This window comes from Herbiconiux aconitum, from assembly GCF_024979235.1.
GTDB lineage: Bacteria > Actinomycetota > Actinomycetes > Actinomycetales > Microbacteriaceae > Herbiconiux > Herbiconiux aconitum.
This window is the reverse complement of the sequence record NZ_JANLCM010000001.1, coordinates 386,180-402,551: the sequence shown is the minus strand read 5'-3', so window position 1 is coordinate 402,551 and position 16,372 is coordinate 386,180. Positions and strand designations below refer to the sequence as shown.

At 65.9% G+C, this 16,372-nt stretch carries 12 protein-coding genes; all 12 read left to right on the top strand.

The window, feature by feature from the left end; all coding sequences use genetic code 11:
* Window positions 1-65: 65 nt before the first annotated feature.
* The 12 genes from N1027_RS01795 to N1027_RS01740 all read left to right on the top strand — a co-directional run bounded on the left by N1027_RS01795 (window position 66) and on the right by N1027_RS01740 (window position 16,369).
* Window positions 66-2,207, top strand: a complete 2,142-nt coding sequence (locus N1027_RS01795; protein ID WP_259504479.1) for an adenylate/guanylate cyclase domain-containing protein — start codon at window positions 66-68, stop codon at window positions 2,205-2,207.
* A 13-nt stretch (window positions 2,208-2,220) separates the two neighbouring features.
* The gene (locus N1027_RS01790; RefSeq protein WP_259504477.1) at window positions 2,221-3,660 is read left to right on the top strand and encodes a mechanosensitive ion channel domain-containing protein; all 1,440 of its coding nucleotides are present in this window, start codon (window positions 2,221-2,223) and stop codon (window positions 3,658-3,660) included.
* Between the two features lie 165 nt (window positions 3,661-3,825).
* Window positions 3,826-5,193, top strand: a complete 1,368-nt coding sequence (locus N1027_RS01785; RefSeq protein ID WP_259507858.1) for a cystathionine beta-synthase — start codon at window positions 3,826-3,828, stop codon at window positions 5,191-5,193.
* Window positions 5,194-5,220: 27 nt separating this feature from the next.
* Window positions 5,221-6,381, top strand: coding sequence for a cystathionine gamma-synthase (locus tag N1027_RS01780; RefSeq protein ID WP_259504476.1), 1,161 nt, complete (start codon window positions 5,221-5,223; stop codon window positions 6,379-6,381).
* A 7-nt stretch (window positions 6,382-6,388) separates the two neighbouring features.
* The gene (locus N1027_RS01775) at window positions 6,389-7,669 is read left to right on the top strand and encodes an FAD-binding protein (protein WP_259504473.1); all 1,281 of its coding nucleotides are present in this window, start codon (window positions 6,389-6,391) and stop codon (window positions 7,667-7,669) included.
* Between the two features lie 110 nt (window positions 7,670-7,779).
* Window positions 7,780-9,102, top strand: coding sequence for an amino acid permease (locus tag N1027_RS01770; RefSeq protein WP_259504471.1), 1,323 nt, complete (start codon window positions 7,780-7,782; stop codon window positions 9,100-9,102).
* Window positions 9,103-9,423: 321 nt separating this feature from the next.
* Window positions 9,424-9,663: a glutaredoxin-like protein NrdH gene (gene nrdH, locus N1027_RS01765; protein WP_092557681.1), complete on the top strand. Its 240-nt coding sequence runs from the start codon at window positions 9,424-9,426 to the stop codon at window positions 9,661-9,663.
* Window positions 9,664-9,667: 4 nt separating this feature from the next.
* Window positions 9,668-10,072, top strand: coding sequence for a class Ib ribonucleoside-diphosphate reductase assembly flavoprotein NrdI (gene nrdI, locus N1027_RS01760; RefSeq protein ID WP_259504467.1), 405 nt, complete (start codon window positions 9,668-9,670; stop codon window positions 10,070-10,072).
* Window positions 10,057-12,204: a class 1b ribonucleoside-diphosphate reductase subunit alpha gene (nrdE, locus tag N1027_RS01755; protein WP_259504465.1), complete on the top strand. Its 2,148-nt coding sequence runs from the start codon at window positions 10,057-10,059 to the stop codon at window positions 12,202-12,204. Before nrdI ends, nrdE begins: the two co-directional genes overlap by 16 nt.
* 18 nt (window positions 12,205-12,222) lie before the next feature.
* Entirely contained in the window at window positions 12,223-13,044 is an 822-nt protein-coding gene (locus tag N1027_RS01750; RefSeq protein WP_259504463.1) for an NUMOD3 domain-containing DNA-binding protein, read from the top strand.
* On the top strand, window positions 13,041-14,021 hold the full coding sequence (nrdF, locus tag N1027_RS01745) for a class 1b ribonucleoside-diphosphate reductase subunit beta (RefSeq protein WP_259504461.1): 981 nt from the start codon (window positions 13,041-13,043) through the stop codon (window positions 14,019-14,021). The genes N1027_RS01750 and nrdF overlap by 4 nt, the downstream gene beginning before the upstream one ends.
* Before the next feature lie 149 nt (window positions 14,022-14,170).
* Window positions 14,171-16,369, top strand: a complete 2,199-nt coding sequence (locus N1027_RS01740; protein WP_259504459.1) for a hypothetical protein — start codon at window positions 14,171-14,173, stop codon at window positions 16,367-16,369.
* The last annotated feature ends 3 nt before the right edge of the window (window positions 16,370-16,372 follow it).

Sequence of the window (16,372 nt, the reverse complement as noted above, 5' to 3'; positions counted from 1 at the left end):
CGATGTGGTTAGAGTTGCCTTCTGAGTCATCGACGAGGTGACGGCAGAGGTGCGGGGGCCCATCGATGGCGCGAAATCGTCTTAACTTACCCACGGTCAAAACCGGCGGATCGAACCGTCGCGGCCTGGGCATCCAGTCGAAGCTGCTGATCATGCTGCTCGCCGTGAGCATCGGGTCGACCCTCGTGGTGGGCTATGTCGGCTACGCCTCGGGGCGCGACAGCCTGCGCGACGCCGCCTTCGACCAGCTCACGAGCGTGCGCGAGGCGAAGACGCTGGCCGTGCAATCGCTGTTCACGAACATCGAGTCGGGGCTCGTACTCGACTCCAGCGGGGCGACCGGCAACCAGGCCGCCAGCGAGTTCTCGGCCGCCTTCGCCGAGCTGAACGCCCAGCCGGTGAACCCGGAGCAGAAGGCGACGGTCGACTCGTACTACACCGACTCCTTCATCCCAGAGCTCGAGGCCCGCACCGGCCAGGAATCGGCGCCCGACGTGTTCGAGCCCACCTCGCCGGCCGAGGTCTATCTGCAGAACTTCTACACGGCTCCACCGGCCGGCGACTACGAGGCGGCCGCCTTGGTCGATGACGCGGGCGACGGCAGCAGCTGGTCGGCGGTCGACGCGAAGTACAATCCCTACTTCCGTGAGATGGCGACCCGGTACCAGTACGAAGACGCGCTGATCCTCGACACCGAGGGCAACGTCGTCTATTCGGTGTACAAGGGGGTGGATCTGGGCACGAACATCCTCGACGGGCCGTACAAGGGGTCGACCCTCTCCAGCGCCTACACCGAGGCTCTGAACTCCAACACCGTGAACTACGCCGCGATCACCGACTTCGACCGATATCAGCCATCGCTCGGTGTGCCCACGGCCTGGGGGGTCTCGCCGATCGGCGACGGTGGCCAGGTCAACGGCGTGCTCGCCGTGCAACTGCCGATCTCGGCCATCAACGACGTGATGACCGGGCAGGAAGGCTGGGCGGTCGACGGTCTCGGCGACACCGGCGAGTCGTATCTCGTCGGACCCGACCACACCATGCGGTCGGTCTCGCGGCTGCTCATCGACGACCCGGAGACGTTCCAGGAGCTCACGATCTCCGGTGGCTCCTCGCCCGACCTGGCCCAGCGGATGGTGGATGTCGGCGGAACGGTCGAGTTGCAGCGGGTCGACACGGTGCCGGTCGACCTCGCCCTGAGCGGCAAGACAGGCACCGTCGTCGCCCAGAACTACCTCGGGCAGGAAACCCTGAACGCGTACGCACCGGTTGAGATCAACGGCGTGCAATGGGTGATCGTCTCGAGCATCACCACGGCCGAGGCCTTCGCTCCGGTCGACGAGTTCACCCGCAACCTGGCGCTCGCGATTCTCGCGATCATCGTGATCGTGTCACTGCTGTCGTTAGTGCTCGCCCAGGTCTTCGCCCGGCCGGTGCGCACCTTGGTGGGGGCGGTGCGGCAGGTGGCCGGCGGCGACCTCGGCGTGGAGGTGACGTCGAAGACCCGCGACGAGTTCGGCGATCTCTCGGTGGCCTTCAACGACATGAGCCGAAGTCTTCAGGTCAAGCAGCGGTTGATCGACGAGCAGAAGGCCGAAACCGATCGCCTGTTGCTCAGCATGATGCCCGAGAAGGTGGCCCGCCGCTACCAGGAGGGCGAGGAGACGATCGCCGAGAACCACCAGGACGTCTCGGTGATCTACGCCGACGTCGTGGGCTTCGACGAATTCGCGGCGTCGCTCAGCTCGGAGAAGGAGCTGAGCATCCTGAACGACCTGATGCGCCAGTTCGACGAGGCGGCGACCGCGGCCGGGGTGGAGAAGGTTCGCACACTGCGGGCCGGCTACCTGGCAAGCTGCGGCTTGATCGTGCCGCGTGTCGACAGCGCCCGCCGCACGGTCGACTTCGCCCTCCAGATGACCCGCATCGTGGAGCGGTTCAACGCGCAGTACGACGCGTCGATCTCGATCCGGGCCGGCATCGACAGCGGCACCGTGACGTCGGGCCTGGTCGGCAAGGCCAGCATCGCCTACGACATGTGGGGCGATGCGGTGAACGTGGCGAACCGGGTGCAGGAGCTGGCCGGCAAGCCCGGCATCTTCCTCACCCAGCGGGTGCGCGACCGGCTGCCCGACACGAGCGGGCTGGTCGAAGTGGCCTCCGTCGACATCAAGGGCACGCCGCAAGCGGTGTGGCAGATCTCCTGAGAGGGCGACGCTCATGACCGAGATCTGGAAAGAGGCCTGGTTCCCCTGGGCGGTGGGCCTCGCGATCGGCCTGCCGATCGTGCTCGTGGTGCTCACCGAGATCTACGGCGCGCTGCTGCGGCGAGGCAACCCGGCAGCCAAACCGGTGCGCCTGCTGCGCAACCTCGTGGTGCCGGTGTTCGCGTTGTTCGTGCTGCTCACCCTCGCCTCCGATCAGCAGTTCGACCTGAACTGGGTGCGGGTGGTCGGCACGGTGCTCGGGTTCCTGCTCATCCTGCTCGTGCTCTCGGCGTTCAACGTGGCTCTGTTCGCGAATGCGAGCGAGGGCAGCTGGCAGAAGCGCCTGCCGTCGATCTTCATCGACCTCGCGCGACTGGCGCTCATCCTGATCGGCCTCGCCATCCTGTTCTCCTGGGTCTGGGGAGCGGATGTCGGTGGACTGTTCGCCGCACTCGGCGTGACCTCGATCGTCATCGGCCTCGCCCTGCAGAACGCCGTGGGCTCGGTGATCTCGGGTCTGCTGCTGCTGTTCGAGCAGCCCTTCAAACTCGGCGACTTCCTCGACACGCCATCAGGCCGGGGGCGCGTGGTCGAGGTGAACTGGCGCGCGGTGCACATCGACACGGGCAACGGCATCCAGATCGTTCCGAACGCCTCCCTCGCCGGTGCGTCGTTCACGAACCTCAGCCAGCCGGCGGGTGCCTACGTGGCGACGGTCGCCGTGAAGTTCACCACCGACGATCCGCCGCACCGGGTCTCGAGCCTGCTGCGCTCGGTGGCCGCGACCCTGCCGATGCTCGACCCGGCCGACAAGCCGGCCGTGAGCTACGCCGGCAACGGCGCCTATACCGTCGACCTGCCCGTGGTGAGTCCGGCCGTGGAATCGGAGGCCGTTTCGCTCTTCCTCGCCTGGCTCTGGTACGCGGCCCGCCGCGACGACCTTGCGCTCGACGGCGACTCGAGCGACCCGGTCAACACCCCCGAGAACGTGCGTGACGCGCTCTCCTTCGTGGGGCCGCTGTTCAGTCTCGACGCCGACTACCTCGACCAGATCGCGCCGGACTGCCGCATCGAGCAGTGGGGCGCGGGCGAGCAGGTTCAGGGGCTCGGTGTCGTGCCCGACAGCCTGCGGATCGTGCTCGACGGCGCGTTGCAGCTGTCGACCCCGTTCGAGACGGGGAGGCTGGAGTTCGGCATCGTGGAACGCGGCGAATCGGTGGGGCTCACCTCGCTCACCCGGCAGGCCACCACCTACTGCGCCACTGCCCTCCGCGCGGTGCGCATCCTGCGGGTTCCCCGCGACGCGGTCGACGCCGCCGTGCGCCGCAACCCCGCGCTCGCCCGCCGCATCGGGGAACAGCTCGACAACCGGCGCCGGATGTCGGTCGACGCGATCGCGGTCGCTCGCGAGGCATCCGGAGTCATCTCGATCGGTGACGCCCGGGTGGACTAGAGTGGAATCGTGTTCGTGAACCTCCTCTGTTGTCGTCGCTGAGCGACCTCCCTTCGCAGACCGGATTCGCCACGCCCCAGCCGCCCGCTCACGCAGCGCGCCGTGTCACATCGTGCACGAAGCGGCTGCAGGCCTCAGCCAAGGACACTCATGCCCCACTCTCGAATGCACTACGCAAACAGCGTCATCGACCTCGTCGGCAACACCCCCCTCGTCAAGTTGAACAGCGTGACGGAGGGCATCGCCGCCACCGTGCTCGCGAAGATCGAGTACCTCAACCCCGGCGGGTCGTCGAAAGACCGCATCGCCACCCGCATCATCGATGCTGCGGAGGCCGAAGGCCTGTTGAAGCCCGGCGGCACGATCGTCGAGCCCACGTCGGGCAACACCGGCATCGGCCTCGCGCTCGTCGCCCAGCAGCGCGGCTACCGCTGCGTCTTCGTGCTGCCCGACAAGGTGGGTGAAGACAAGCGCAACGTGCTCACCGCCTACGGCGCCGAGATCGTGGTGACCCCGACGGCGGTCGCACCCGAAGACCCCGACTCCTATTACTCGGTGTCGGATCGGTTGGCCCGCGAGATCCCCGGTGCGTTCAAGCCGAACCAGTACTCCAACCCGAACGGTCCGCTCAGCCACTACGAGACCACCGGCCCTGAGATCTGGCGCGACACCGAGGGCGAGATTACGCACTTCGTGGCCGGGGTGGGCACCGGTGGCACCATCAGCGGGGTCGGGCGCTACCTCAAAGAGGTGTCCGATGGCGCGGTGCAGGTCATCGGCGCCGACCCGGAGGGCTCGGTCTACTCCGGCGGCACCGGCCGCCCCTACCTCGTCGAAGGTGTCGGCGAAGACTTCTGGCCGAGCGCCTACGACGGCTCGGTCGTCGACGAGATCATCGCGTCGACGGATGCGGAATCGTTCGAGATGACCCGGCGACTCGCCCGCGAAGAGGGTCTCCTCGTCGGCGGATCGAGCGGTCTCGCCGTGTCGGTCGCGCTGAAGGCCGCTCGCGATCTGCCGGCCGACGCGGTGGTGGTGGTGCTGCTGCCCGACGGCGGGCGCGGTTACCTCGGCAAGATCTTCAACGAGAAGTGGATGCGTTCCTACGGCTTCGCAGCGGAGGACGAGGGATCGACCGTGCGCGACATCCTGAACGGCAAGAACCACGGACTGCCGGCGCTCGTGCACGCGCATCCGAGCGACACCGTGCACGACGCCATCGGCATTATGACCACCTACGGGGTCTCGCAGGTGCCGGTGCTCTCGGCCGAACCGCCCGTCGTGATGGGCGAGGTGGTGGGCTCGCTCGACGAGCAGACCCTGCTCGACCAGGTGTTCGGTGGCGCCGCGGCGATGACCGACAAGGTGGGCGACTTCGTGTCGGGCCCGCTGCCGCTCATCGGTATCAACGAGCCGGTCTCGTCAGCCCGGCAGGCGCTCACCACCGCGCCGGCCTTGCTCGTCTCCGACGACGGCAAGCCGGTCACGGTCATCACCCGGCAAGACCTCCTCACCTTCCTCAGCGAAGCCTGACGCGCCGCTCCGGCAGAAAGAACCACCATGGCTCCCAAGAAGACCGAACAGTTCGAGACCCGCGCGATCCACGCGGGTCAGGCGTTCGACCCCACCACCGGCGCGATCATCCCGCCCGTCTACCTCACGAGCACCTTCGTGCAAGACGGCATCGGCGGATTCCGGGGCGGCTACGAGTACGCCCGCGGCGGCAATCCCACCCGCACCTCGCTCGAGACCCTCGTCGCCTCGCTTGAGGGCGCGAAGCACGGACTGTCGTTCGCGTCGGGTCTGGCGGCCGAAGACGCCCTGCTGCGCGCCGTGCTCGAGCCCGGCGACCGCATCGTGCTCGGCAACGACGTCTACGGCGGAACCCACCGCCTGATCGAGCGCATCCACGGAAAGTGGGGTGTCGAGAACGTCGTGGTGGAGATGAGCGACCTCTCGGCGGTGTCGAAGGCAGTGGCCGGCGGCACGACCAAGCTGCTCTGGCTCGAGACCCCGTCGAACCCGCTCATGAAGATCAGCGACGTGGCCGAGCTGGCCGAGATCGGGCACGCGGCCGGCGCCCTCGTCGTGGTCGACAACACCTTCGCCTCGCCTTATCTGCAGCAGCCCCTCGCGCTCGGCGCCGATGTCGTGGTGCACTCGACCACGAAGTACCTCGGCGGTCACTCCGACGTGCTGGGCGGCGCGGTCGTGCTGAACGACGATGCGCTGGAAGAGAAGGTGCGCTTCCTGCAGTTCGCCTCGGGCGGGGTCTCCGGACCGATGGATGCCTGGCTCACCGTTCGGGGCATCAAGACCCTCGCCGTGCGGATGGACCGCCACTCCCAGAACGCCCAGGCGATCGCCGAGCATCTCGTGGGTCACCCGGCGCTCGACGCGGTGTACTACCCGGGCCTCCCGACGCATCCGGGTCACGAACTGGCCAAGCGGCAGATGAAGTCGTTCGGCGGCATGATCTCGGTGGCGTTGAAGGGCGGGCCTCGCGCCGCGCGCAAGTTCGCCGAGTCGACCGAGGTGTTCCAGCTCGCCGAGTCGCTCGGGGGAGTGGAGTCGCTGATCGGCTACCCCTCGGAGATGACCCACGCCTCGGTGAAGGGCACGGCGCTCGAGGTGCCCGAGAACCTGATCCGCCTCTCCGTGGGCATCGAGGGCGTCGACGACCTCCTCGCCGACATCGACCGCGCACTCCCCCGGAAGTAGGAACAGCATGACGACGATCGGGGCCAACTGGGCCGGCACCTACGAGTACGGCGCGGAGCGTCTGCTGCGGCCGCGCAGCACGGAGGAGGTGGCGGCCATCGTGGCCGGTGCATCCCGTGTGCGGGCGCTCGGCACCCGGCACTCCTTCAACGACCTGGCCGACAGCACCGGCGACCTGCTGTCCCTCGTCGACCTCGAGGCGCATCCGGTGATCGACGCGGCGGCCTCCACGGTCACCGTCGCGTCCGGCACCCGCTTCGCGGTGCTGGCGGCCCACCTCGAAGCGCACGGCTACGCGCTGCACAACCTCGGCTCGTTGCCGCACATCTCGATCGCGGGAGCCGTGGCCACCGGCACCCACGGGTCGGGCGTCGGCAACGGCAACCTCTCCACCGCGGTGGCCGGTCTCGAACTCGTGACCGGGCGGGGCGACGTCGTGCACGTCAGCCGCGCCGACCCGCGTTTCGACGGCATGGTGGTGGCGCTCGGCGCTCTCGGCGTGGTGACGCGGATCACGCTCGACATCCAGCCGACCTTCCGGATGCGTCAAGACATCTACCTCGATCTGCCCTGGGATGCGGTGCTCAGCACCTTCGACGAGATCGTCTCGGCCGCGTACAGCGTGAGCCTCTTCACCGACTGGACCGGGGATGCGCTGAAGCAGGTGTGGCTGAAGTCGCGCCTGCCCGATGCCTCCTCGGGTGTCGCGGCGCTGTTGTTGCCTGACGACTTCTTCGGTGCGCATCCGGCGGGCGACAAGGTGATGTCGCCCGCGGGCGACGACATCGACAACACCACCGTGCAGGGCGGGGTGCCCGGACCGTGGTCGGAGCGCTTGCCGCACTTCCGTGCCGATGTCACTCCCTCGAACGGCGACGAGATCCAGACCGAGTACTTCGTGGACCGAAAAGACGCCGTGGCCGCGATCACAGCCGTGCGGGCCCTCGCCGACCGGATCGCCCCGCACCTGCTCGTGACCGAGCTGCGCACCGTCGCGGCCGACACGCTCTGGCTCAGCCCCGCCTACCAGCGGGAGAGCCTCGCCATCCACTTCACCTGGCGCAACGAGCCCGCCGAGGTGCACGCTCTGCTGCCCGAGATCGAGGCGGTGCTCGCTCCCTTCGACGCGCGGCCCCACTGGGGCAAGTGGTTCGCGATGGGCGCCGACGAGATCGTGCCGAAGTACGAGCGGGCCGCCGATTTCCGCGCGCTCGCCGAAGCCTTCGACCCGCAGGGCCGGTTCCGCAACGACTACCTCGAGCGGGTGCTCGCGCTGCCCCTGCGCTGACCGGCCACCCTCGCCCGGGGCCGTCGAGCCTCGGGCAGATTGGCTGAAATTCCGCGGGATCTGGCCGTAGCGCCGTTCCGCGGGCCCGGGGCGTGCGCGATGCTGAGCGGATGGCCACCGCACCGACCGCCCCCGCCGCACCCGGCAGCCCGGGAGCCGCCGCCGAGACCCCGACGCACACCCCGACGGTCGGGCTCGCCCAGGGTGCCGCGCTCTACATCGCGGCGGTGCTCGGCACGGGCATCCTGGTGCTGCCCGCGCTCGCCGCCGATGCGGCCGGGCCGGGTTCGATCCTCGCGGTGGTGGCCCTGATCGTGCTCTCTGTGCCCTTGGCCGGCACCTTCGCAGCACTCGCGGCGCGACATCCGGATGCCGGCGGGGTGGCCACTTTCGTGCGTCTCGCCCTCGGACCGACGGCGGCACGGATGGCCGGCTACTGGTTCTTCTTCGGTGTGACCGTCGGGGCGCCGGTCGTCGGCCTGCTCGGCGCGGAGTACGTGGTGGCGGTGCTCGGCATCGAACGCTGGGTGGCGCTGGTCGTCGCCCCCGTGCTGCTGGCACTGCCCTTCATCTCGAACCTGTTCGGCCTGAGGTTCTCGGGCCGGGCGCAGCTCGTGCTCTCGGGGCTGCTCGTGGTGATCGTGGTGGGCGTGATCGTGGTTGCGGCTCCAGCGACGGAATCGTCGAACTTCACCCCCCTTCTTCCGCACGGCTGGCCGGGCGTGGGCCTGGCGGTGAGTCTGTTCGTGTGGGCGTTCGCCGGCTGGGAGGCCGTGACGCACATCGCGGGGGAGTTCCGGCGGCCGCGTCGCACCATTCCGCTCGCCACGGCGATCGCGATCGTCGTCGTCGGCGCCAGCTACCTGGGCCTCCAGATCGTGACCGTCGGCGTGCTCGGCGACCGTGCGGGCGCGAGCGCGGTTCCGTTGCTCGACCTCGTGGCCGAGACGGCGCCGGCCTGGGGCAAGTACGCGGTGGCGTCGATCGCCGGAATCGTGGCGCTCGGCGTGCTCAACACCTATGTCGCGGCCCTCGCGAAGCTCGGCGCGTCGCTCGGCCGCGATCGGCACCTGCCGCACTGGTTCGGCAAAGGGGCGGAGTCGGGCGGTGTTCCGCGGCGGGCGCTCGCGCTGGTGGGGGTGATCGTCGCCCTCTACTTCGCCGCCTTCGTGGTGACCGGAGGTGACCTGGCGCCGTTCATCCTCATCCACACCTCGAGCATGGTGTGCGTCTACGCGCTCGGTGTCGTCGCGGCGCTCCGGCTGCTGCCGCGATTCGGGGTCGGATGGTGGCTCGCGGCGGTGTCGACGGTGCTCGTGGCCGGGCTCCTCCTGCTCGCCGGCGCCAACCTGCTGGTGCCTCTGGTGCTGGCCGTCGCCGCGGTGCTGGTGACCCTCGTTCAGCGGGTGCGCGCGACACGCCCGACACGCTGAATGTCGGTGGTCGGATTTATCCTCAGGGGTGAGGGTGGATGCTCTCCACAGGCCGCTTCAGAAGGCCGGAAATCCGCCACTCAGGCTGTGGATGAAAGGGTCGAAAAGATGTGCACAGATGGGGATGACCTGTGGATAATTACACCGGTGTAACACTTCATCTAGGGGTGCTCGATATCGCGACCAACTATATGTAGTATTGAAGTCCCGGCGCAGAGAAGCCACGAAAGCAGTGGATTTCCACGGGGTTGGAGTGGATACGGCGCCAGGCAACTCAAGATTTCACAACGTTCTATCTCCTTCGAGAAAGGTGCATTCCTTATGGCAATCACGGTGTACACGAAGCCCTCCTGCGTGCAGTGCACTGCGACCTACCGCGCCCTCGAGAACAAGGGTCTCGAGTTCGAGATCTTCGACCTGTCGGTCGACGAGAAGGCCCTCGAGACGGTCAAAGAACTCGGCTACCTGCAGGCTCCGGTCGTCATGACCAGCGAAGGCGACCACTGGTCGGGCTTCCGCCCCGACAAGATCGAGGAACTGGCGCGCGCTGCCGCCAGCTGAGCACGTGTCCGACGACCTCGTCTATTTCTCGAGCGTCTCCGGTAACACGCGCCGCTTCGTCGAGTCGCTTGGCCGGCCGGCGTCGCGCATCCCGCTCCACTCCCGAGAAGAACGACTGACGGCAACGAAGCCGTACGTGCTGGTGCTCCCCACATACGGTGGGGGAGGCCAGGGCGGGGCCGTTCCCAAACAGGTGATCCATTTCCTCAACGACGAGGGCAACCGGTCACTCATCCGCGGCGTCATCGCAGCGGGCAACACCAACTTCGGCGAGGCCTACTGCCTTGCGGGCGACATCGTCGCGCGCAAAACAGGAGTCCCGCTGCTCTACCGATTCGAAGTATTCGGAACCCCGGATGACCGTGAGGCCGTCCAGATTGGATTGGACACACTGTGGAAGCAACATTGATCGACGCGCCGACTGCCGCGCCGGCGCTCGACTACCACTCGCTGAACGCGATGCTGAACCTCTACGACGAGAACGGGCTGATCCAGTTCGACAAAGACCGCGAGGCCGCGAAGCAGTACTTCCTGCAGCACGTCAACCAGAACACGGTCTTCTTCCACAACCTGCGCGAGCGCCTCGACTACCTGGTCGAGAAGGAGTACTACGAGAAGGAGGTGCTCGACCAGTACTCGTTCGAGTTCATCCAGCAGCTCAACGACCTCGCCTACTCGAAGAAGTTCCGCTTCGAGACATTCCTCGGTGCGTTCAAGTACTACACCTCGTACACGTTGAAGACCTTCGACGGCAAGCGGTACCTCGAGCGCTTCGAAGACCGCGTCGTGATGACCGCGCTCGGGCTCGCCCAGGGCGACGAGAAGCTCGCCACCAACTTGGTCGAGGAGATCATCGGCGGCCGCTTCCAGCCGGCCACTCCCACCTTCTTGAACACCGGCAAGGCGCAGCGCGGCGAGCTCGTCTCCTGCTTCCTGCTCCGCATCGAAGACAACATGGAGTCGATCTCGCGCGGCATCAACTCCGCGCTGCAGCTGTCCAAGCGCGGCGGCGGCGTGGCCCTGCTGCTCTCGAACATCCGTGAGGCCGGTGCGCCGATCAAGCAGATCGAGAACCAGTCCTCGGGCATCATCCCCGTGATGAAGCTCCTCGAAGACTCCTTCAGCTACGCCAACCAGCTCGGTGCCCGTCAGGGTGCGGGAGCGGTGTACCTCTCGGCCCATCACCCCGACATCATGCGCTTCCTCGACACCAAGCGCGAGAACGCGGATGAGAAGATCCGCATCAAGACGCTCTCGCTCGGTGTCGTCGTTCCCGACATCACCTTCGAGCTCGCGAAGAACGACGAGGACATGTACCTCTTCTCGCCGTACGACGTCGAGAAGGTCTACGGTCTGCCGTTCGGCGACATCTCGGTCACGGAGAAGTACCGCGAGATGGTCGACGACTCGCGCATCCGCAAGACCAAGATCAAGGCGCGCGAGTTCTTCCAGACCCTCGCCGAGATCCAGTTCGAGTCGGGCTACCCGTACATCATGTACGAAGACACCGTGAACAAGGCGAACCCCATCAAGGGCCGCATCAACATGTCGAACCTGTGCTCGGAGATCCTGCAGGTCAACACCCCGACGACCTACAACGAAGACCTGTCGTACGCCGACATCGGCAAGGACATCTCCTGCAACCTGGGTTCGCTGAACATCGCGCTCACCATGGACTCGCCCGACTTCGGCCGCACTGTCGAGACCGCCATCCGCGGCCTCACCTCGGTGTCGAACCAGTCGCACATCGCCTCGGTGCGTTCGATCGAAGACGGCAACGACAAGTCGCACGCCATCGGCCTCGGCCAGATGAACCTGCACGGCTACCTCGCTCGTGAGCGGGTGCACTACGGGTCTGAAGAAGGTGTCGACTTCACGAACATCTACTTCTACACCGTGCTGTTCCACGCACTGCGGGCCTCGAACTCGATCGCGATCGAGCGCTCCGAGAAGTTCGACGGGTTCGATGACTCGACCTACGCATCCGGTGAGTTCTTCGACAAGTACACGGATGTCGCGTGGCTGCCGGCCACGGAGCGTGTCGCATCGCTCTTCGCCGAGTCGAACATCGACATCCCGACGCAAGCCGACTGGCTCGCGCTCAAGGCGTCGATCCAGGAGCACGGCATCTACAATCAGAACCTGCAGGCCGTGCCGCCGACCGGGTCGATCTCCTACATCAACAACTCGACCTCGTCGATCCACCCGGTGGCGTCGAAGATCGAGATCCGCAAGGAAGGCAAGATCGGCCGCGTCTACTACCCGGCGCCGTTCCTCACGAACGACAACCTCGAGTACTACGACGACGCGTACGAGATCGGCGCCGAGAAGATCATCGACACCTACGCTGCCGCAACGCAGCACGTCGATCAGGGCCTGTCGCTGACCCTGTTCTTCAAAGACACCGCCACCACGCGCGACATCAACAAGGCTCAGATCTACGCGTGGCGCAAGGGCATCAAGACCATCTACTACATCCGTCTCCGCCAGATGGCCCTCGAGGGGACCGAGCTGGAGATGTGCGTCTCGTGCATGTTGTGACAAGAGCCCACTAGTCCGATGGTCACTTCCTCTCTTCCCGAGATCGTCTTCGAAGAAATCGGAGCTCCGGTCGGCGTCGTCTATGGCATTCGCGACGTCGCCACCGGAGATCTCCGCTACGTGGGCCAGACGGCGGCGCCGGTTCGACGACGCTTCGCGCAACACCTCCGGGTGGCGCGAAGCGGACGGAAGACCCCGCTCTACGACTGGTTGCGCTCTCGGCCGACCGACAGGGTCGAGGTGGTCGAGCTCGAGAAGGTGTACCGGAATCGGGAAGAGCTCGGGATCGCCGAGATGGCGTGGATCTCTTACATGCGAGAGAGAGGCGCACGTCTGCTGAATATTGCGGACGGGGGTCTCGGGCCGACAGGCGTCGTCTGGAGTCGAGAACAGCGGGAGGCCGCACGGGAGCGCTCGACAGGGCGGCTGGGAACTCCACGACCGGGCGTGGCGAATCCCTTCTACGGAATGGCTCACAGTCCGCTCCAGCGCGCCATCTGGTCAGAGAGCAGGCGGGGCTCGATCTCCGGTGAGAAAAATCCCAACTTCGGCAAGTTCGGGTCCGCGCATCCGTCGTTCGGGCGGACGTTGTCGGACGAGACCAAGGCGCGCCTCTCGGAACAGAAGCGGGGCGCGAAGAACCCCAACTTCGGCAAGACTGCGTCGGATGAGACGCGGGCGAAGATGTCGGCGGCGCGGAAGGGGCGTCCGATGCCATCGAGCGCTCGCAGTGCCCATACCCGGCACCACACGAACAAGGGCATCACCAGCCCTACATGCTCCTACTGCGCCGAGAACTCGGCGCTCGATTCATCCCCTGAAAGCGAGACCGAGAAATGACTCCTCCTGAGCCGATCAAGCTCCTCAACAAGGTGCAGGCGATCAACTGGAACCGCATCCAGGACGACAAAGACGTGGAGGTGTGGAACCGCCTCGTCAACAACTTCTGGTTGCCCGAGAAGGTGCCGCTGTCGAACGACGTGCAGTCGTGGGCAACGCTCACGCCGGCCGAGCAGACGCTCACCATGCGCGTGTTCACGGGGCTGACGCTCCTCGACACGATTCAGGGCACCGTCGGCGCCGTGTCGCTCATCCCGGATTCCCTGACGCCGCACGAAGAGGCCGTCTACACGAACATCGCCTTCATGGAGTCGGTGCACGCCAAGTCGTACTCGTCGATCTTCTCGACGCTGTCGAACACGAAGGACATCGACGAGGCGTTCCGCTGGTCGACCGAGAACCCGAACCTGCAGAAGAAGGCGTCGATCGTTCTCGACTACTACCACGGCGACGAGCCGCTGAAGCGGAAGGTCGCCTCGACGCTGCTCGAATCGTTCCTCTTCTACAGCGGCTTCTATCTGCCGATGTACTGGTCGTCGCGGGCGAAGCTCACGAACACGGCCGACCTCATCCGCCTCATCATCCGTGACGAGGCCGTGCACGGCTACTACATCGGCTACAAGTTCCAGCGCGGACTCGAGCTCGTCGACCAGGCCAAGCGCGACGAGATCAAGGACTACACCTTCTCGCTGATGTACGACCTCTACGAGAACGAGGTGCAGTACACGCAAGACCTGTACGACGAGGTCGGTCTCACCGAAGACGTCAAGAAGTTCCTGCACTACAACGCCAACAAGGCGCTGATGAACCTCGGCTACGAGCCCATGTTCCCGAAGTCGGTGACGGATGTGAACCCCGCCATCCTCTCGGCTCTCTCGCCGAACGCCGACGAGAACCACGACTTCTTCTCGGGGTCGGGTTCGTCGTACGTCATCGGTAAGGCCGTGAACACCGAAGACGAGGACTGGGACTTCTAGGGTTCTGCTTCTTGCTCTGCGCCTCGACGCCCTCCGCTCGCCTGCTCGTCAGGTGTCGTGGAGGGCGTCGTTTTTTGAGTATGAGTAGTTCGGTGCGGTGATGACGGCCTCTGCTACTTTCTGAGGTTATGTCACATATACACAGCAGAGTGGCTGCCTTAATCGCAGCCGGTGCCCTTCTGGCGGGAATCGTCGTGCCCTTGGGTGCGCAGAGCGCGCAAGCGCTGCCCCCCGAGTGCACGACCGAGGTCACTTGGCACAACGGGACCTCGTACGTCAAAGACGATGGCACCATCGTCGAGACCGGTATCCATTCCACCAGCCGCTTCGTCTGCGGTCCCACCACGGGCTGGGAGCCGGGCGGCGACCCGTCGACCGGCGGTGGCAGCACGCCTCCCGGCCCACCTCCCGCGCCCCCCGGGCCCGAGCTGCCGAAGCCGCCGGACTCGGTTCCGCCGACTGCGGCGCCGCCCTGTGTCCCGGGTGCGAACAACGCGACCGACCCTGGCCGGGGGAAGGCGAATCAGACGGGAAACGGCGACGCGATCGAGGATCTCGTGACCGCGGCGCTCGCGACCGGTGACGTGAAGATCGACTCGACTTCTCCGTCGAAGATCATCTCGATGGACGTCAACGTCGGCGAATCGATGAGCGGCGACCGGGGCGTGAATCCGTTCGAGGGCGTCGAGGCGAACGGGGTGCCGAACAGGCTGTATTGGAATGGAGTGGATCCCACGATCACCGAGGTCGGGTGGGCGCTGAAGGCTCTGAAGACGACAGCGCAGCAGATGATGAGAGCGGTGACGACGGGGGATCTTGCGGCAAACAGCGCATGGCGAGCGACCTGGGCGAAGCTTCCCGCCGACAAACGCCAGATCGTCATCGACATCGTGAAAACGCGTATTCAGAGCACGCAGTCCGCATGGAAGAACGATGTTCCTGAACAGGTCAAATGGGTGATCGAAGGCCTCTGGGAGATGCTCGAACTGGCAGCGGAGATTCCCCTCCCAGTTTCGGGGGCACCCGATGCTGATCCCGCACAGCTGTACATCGCAGCGTTGAGCGAACCGCGCTTCTTCGGGGATCGATCGAACGACAATGACGGGGTGTGCGGGCAGCTCGCCTCGGCGACAGTCAGTGCGCCGTCCTTGGCGGGTCTCGCGCCGACCGGAGAATGGGTGCACGTTACCCTCACCGGAACCACGCACGGCACACTCGTTGACGAGCTCAAGGCTCTGACGGCGCCCGCCGTCCACTGTCCTCGGGTCGAGGTGGATGCGATCGCGAAGCAGGAGAACCTGTTGCAGGTCACGACGGGATGCTCGGGCACCGTGACCGCGAGCCGCATCCTGACCCGGAAGGAGGTCGTCGAACTCTCCTACGCCGACAAGGCGATCCTCATGGCTGGAAGTGAAGAAGACCCGCTGGCCGGAACCGTCCTCAAGTACTCCTACGCTTCATCGGACCCGTCCCACGCGTACCCGAACAGCGGCGCGACGTCGATCGCGGGAGTGGACACGATCAACTTCTTCGGTGACAGCAAAGACGGAACGATGTCGTATACGACACTGAAGCCGCAGATGGCGGAGGACTACGTCGTCGTCGCGGCGAAGGACTCGGCCGGTGTGGAGCATCCGTTCCTGGTGAAGATCAACATCAAGTCACCGCCGAACTGCCCCAAGGTCGACAAGCCGGTCGGCCCGGGTGTGGACGGATTCCGTGCGGTGATTCAGGACGGGAACCTTCAGCTGGTGCGGAACCTTCCCTTCACTCTGGACCTCAAGCTGTTCTGCACCACGGACTACCGCGACACCTACCGCGTGACTCTGGAGAACACGATTCCCGGGACCAAGGGAACAGTCAATCCGGACGGAACAGTCACATTCACGTGGACCGACCCTGACGTCGTGATCGACAAGAGCCATCCCGAAGTCCTGACGGTGACTCCCTGGGATGAAACAACGGGCGCGCCCGGCGAGTCGTGGGACGTGCCCGTGGTCGTGCGCGACGTGCCGCCGTCCTGCAAGGACGTCGCCATCGTCTATGACGAGTCGGACTTGAAGGGCGGCCCGTTGGAGATTCCGATCGAGTGCGGGATGGAAGGCGGGTTGAAGGTGCTTTCGCCTCCGTTCCTGAACTTCCTGGTACCGGGCACCGATCAGATGGTGCAGGAAGTTCCCGGTGGCACGTTCGTGAGCGATGGCAAGACGCTGACCTTCACGCCCACGGGTAAGCATGTGGCCCTGTCCACGGCGCAGGTGGTGCCGTGGAGCACTAATCCGCTGACGTACACGCCCTATCCAGTGCAGGGCAAGGCGTTCGAGGTGGATGTGAGGATGGAAGACTGACAT

Excerpts from the sequence above, each read along its gene's own strand:
- N1027_RS01795 (WP_259504479.1), top strand. The coding sequence starts at position 66 with ATGGCGCGAAATCGTCTTAACTTACCCACGGTCAAAACCGGCGGATCG.
- N1027_RS01790 (WP_259504477.1), top strand. The coding sequence starts at position 2,221 with ATGACCGAGATCTGGAAAGAGGCCTGGTTCCCCTGGGCGGTGGGCCTC.
- N1027_RS01785 (WP_259507858.1), top strand. The coding sequence starts at position 3,826 with ATGCACTACGCAAACAGCGTCATCGACCTCGTCGGCAACACCCCCCTC.
- N1027_RS01780 (WP_259504476.1), top strand. The coding sequence starts at position 5,221 with ATGGCTCCCAAGAAGACCGAACAGTTCGAGACCCGCGCGATCCACGCG.
- N1027_RS01775 (WP_259504473.1), top strand. The coding sequence starts at position 6,389 with ATGACGACGATCGGGGCCAACTGGGCCGGCACCTACGAGTACGGCGCG.
- N1027_RS01770 (WP_259504471.1), top strand. The coding sequence starts at position 7,780 with ATGGCCACCGCACCGACCGCCCCCGCCGCACCCGGCAGCCCGGGAGCC.
- nrdH (WP_092557681.1), top strand. The coding sequence starts at position 9,424 with ATGGCAATCACGGTGTACACGAAGCCCTCCTGCGTGCAGTGCACTGCG.
- N1027_RS01750 (WP_259504463.1), top strand. The coding sequence starts at position 12,223 with ATGGTCACTTCCTCTCTTCCCGAGATCGTCTTCGAAGAAATCGGAGCT.
- nrdF (WP_259504461.1), top strand. The coding sequence starts at position 13,041 with ATGACTCCTCCTGAGCCGATCAAGCTCCTCAACAAGGTGCAGGCGATC.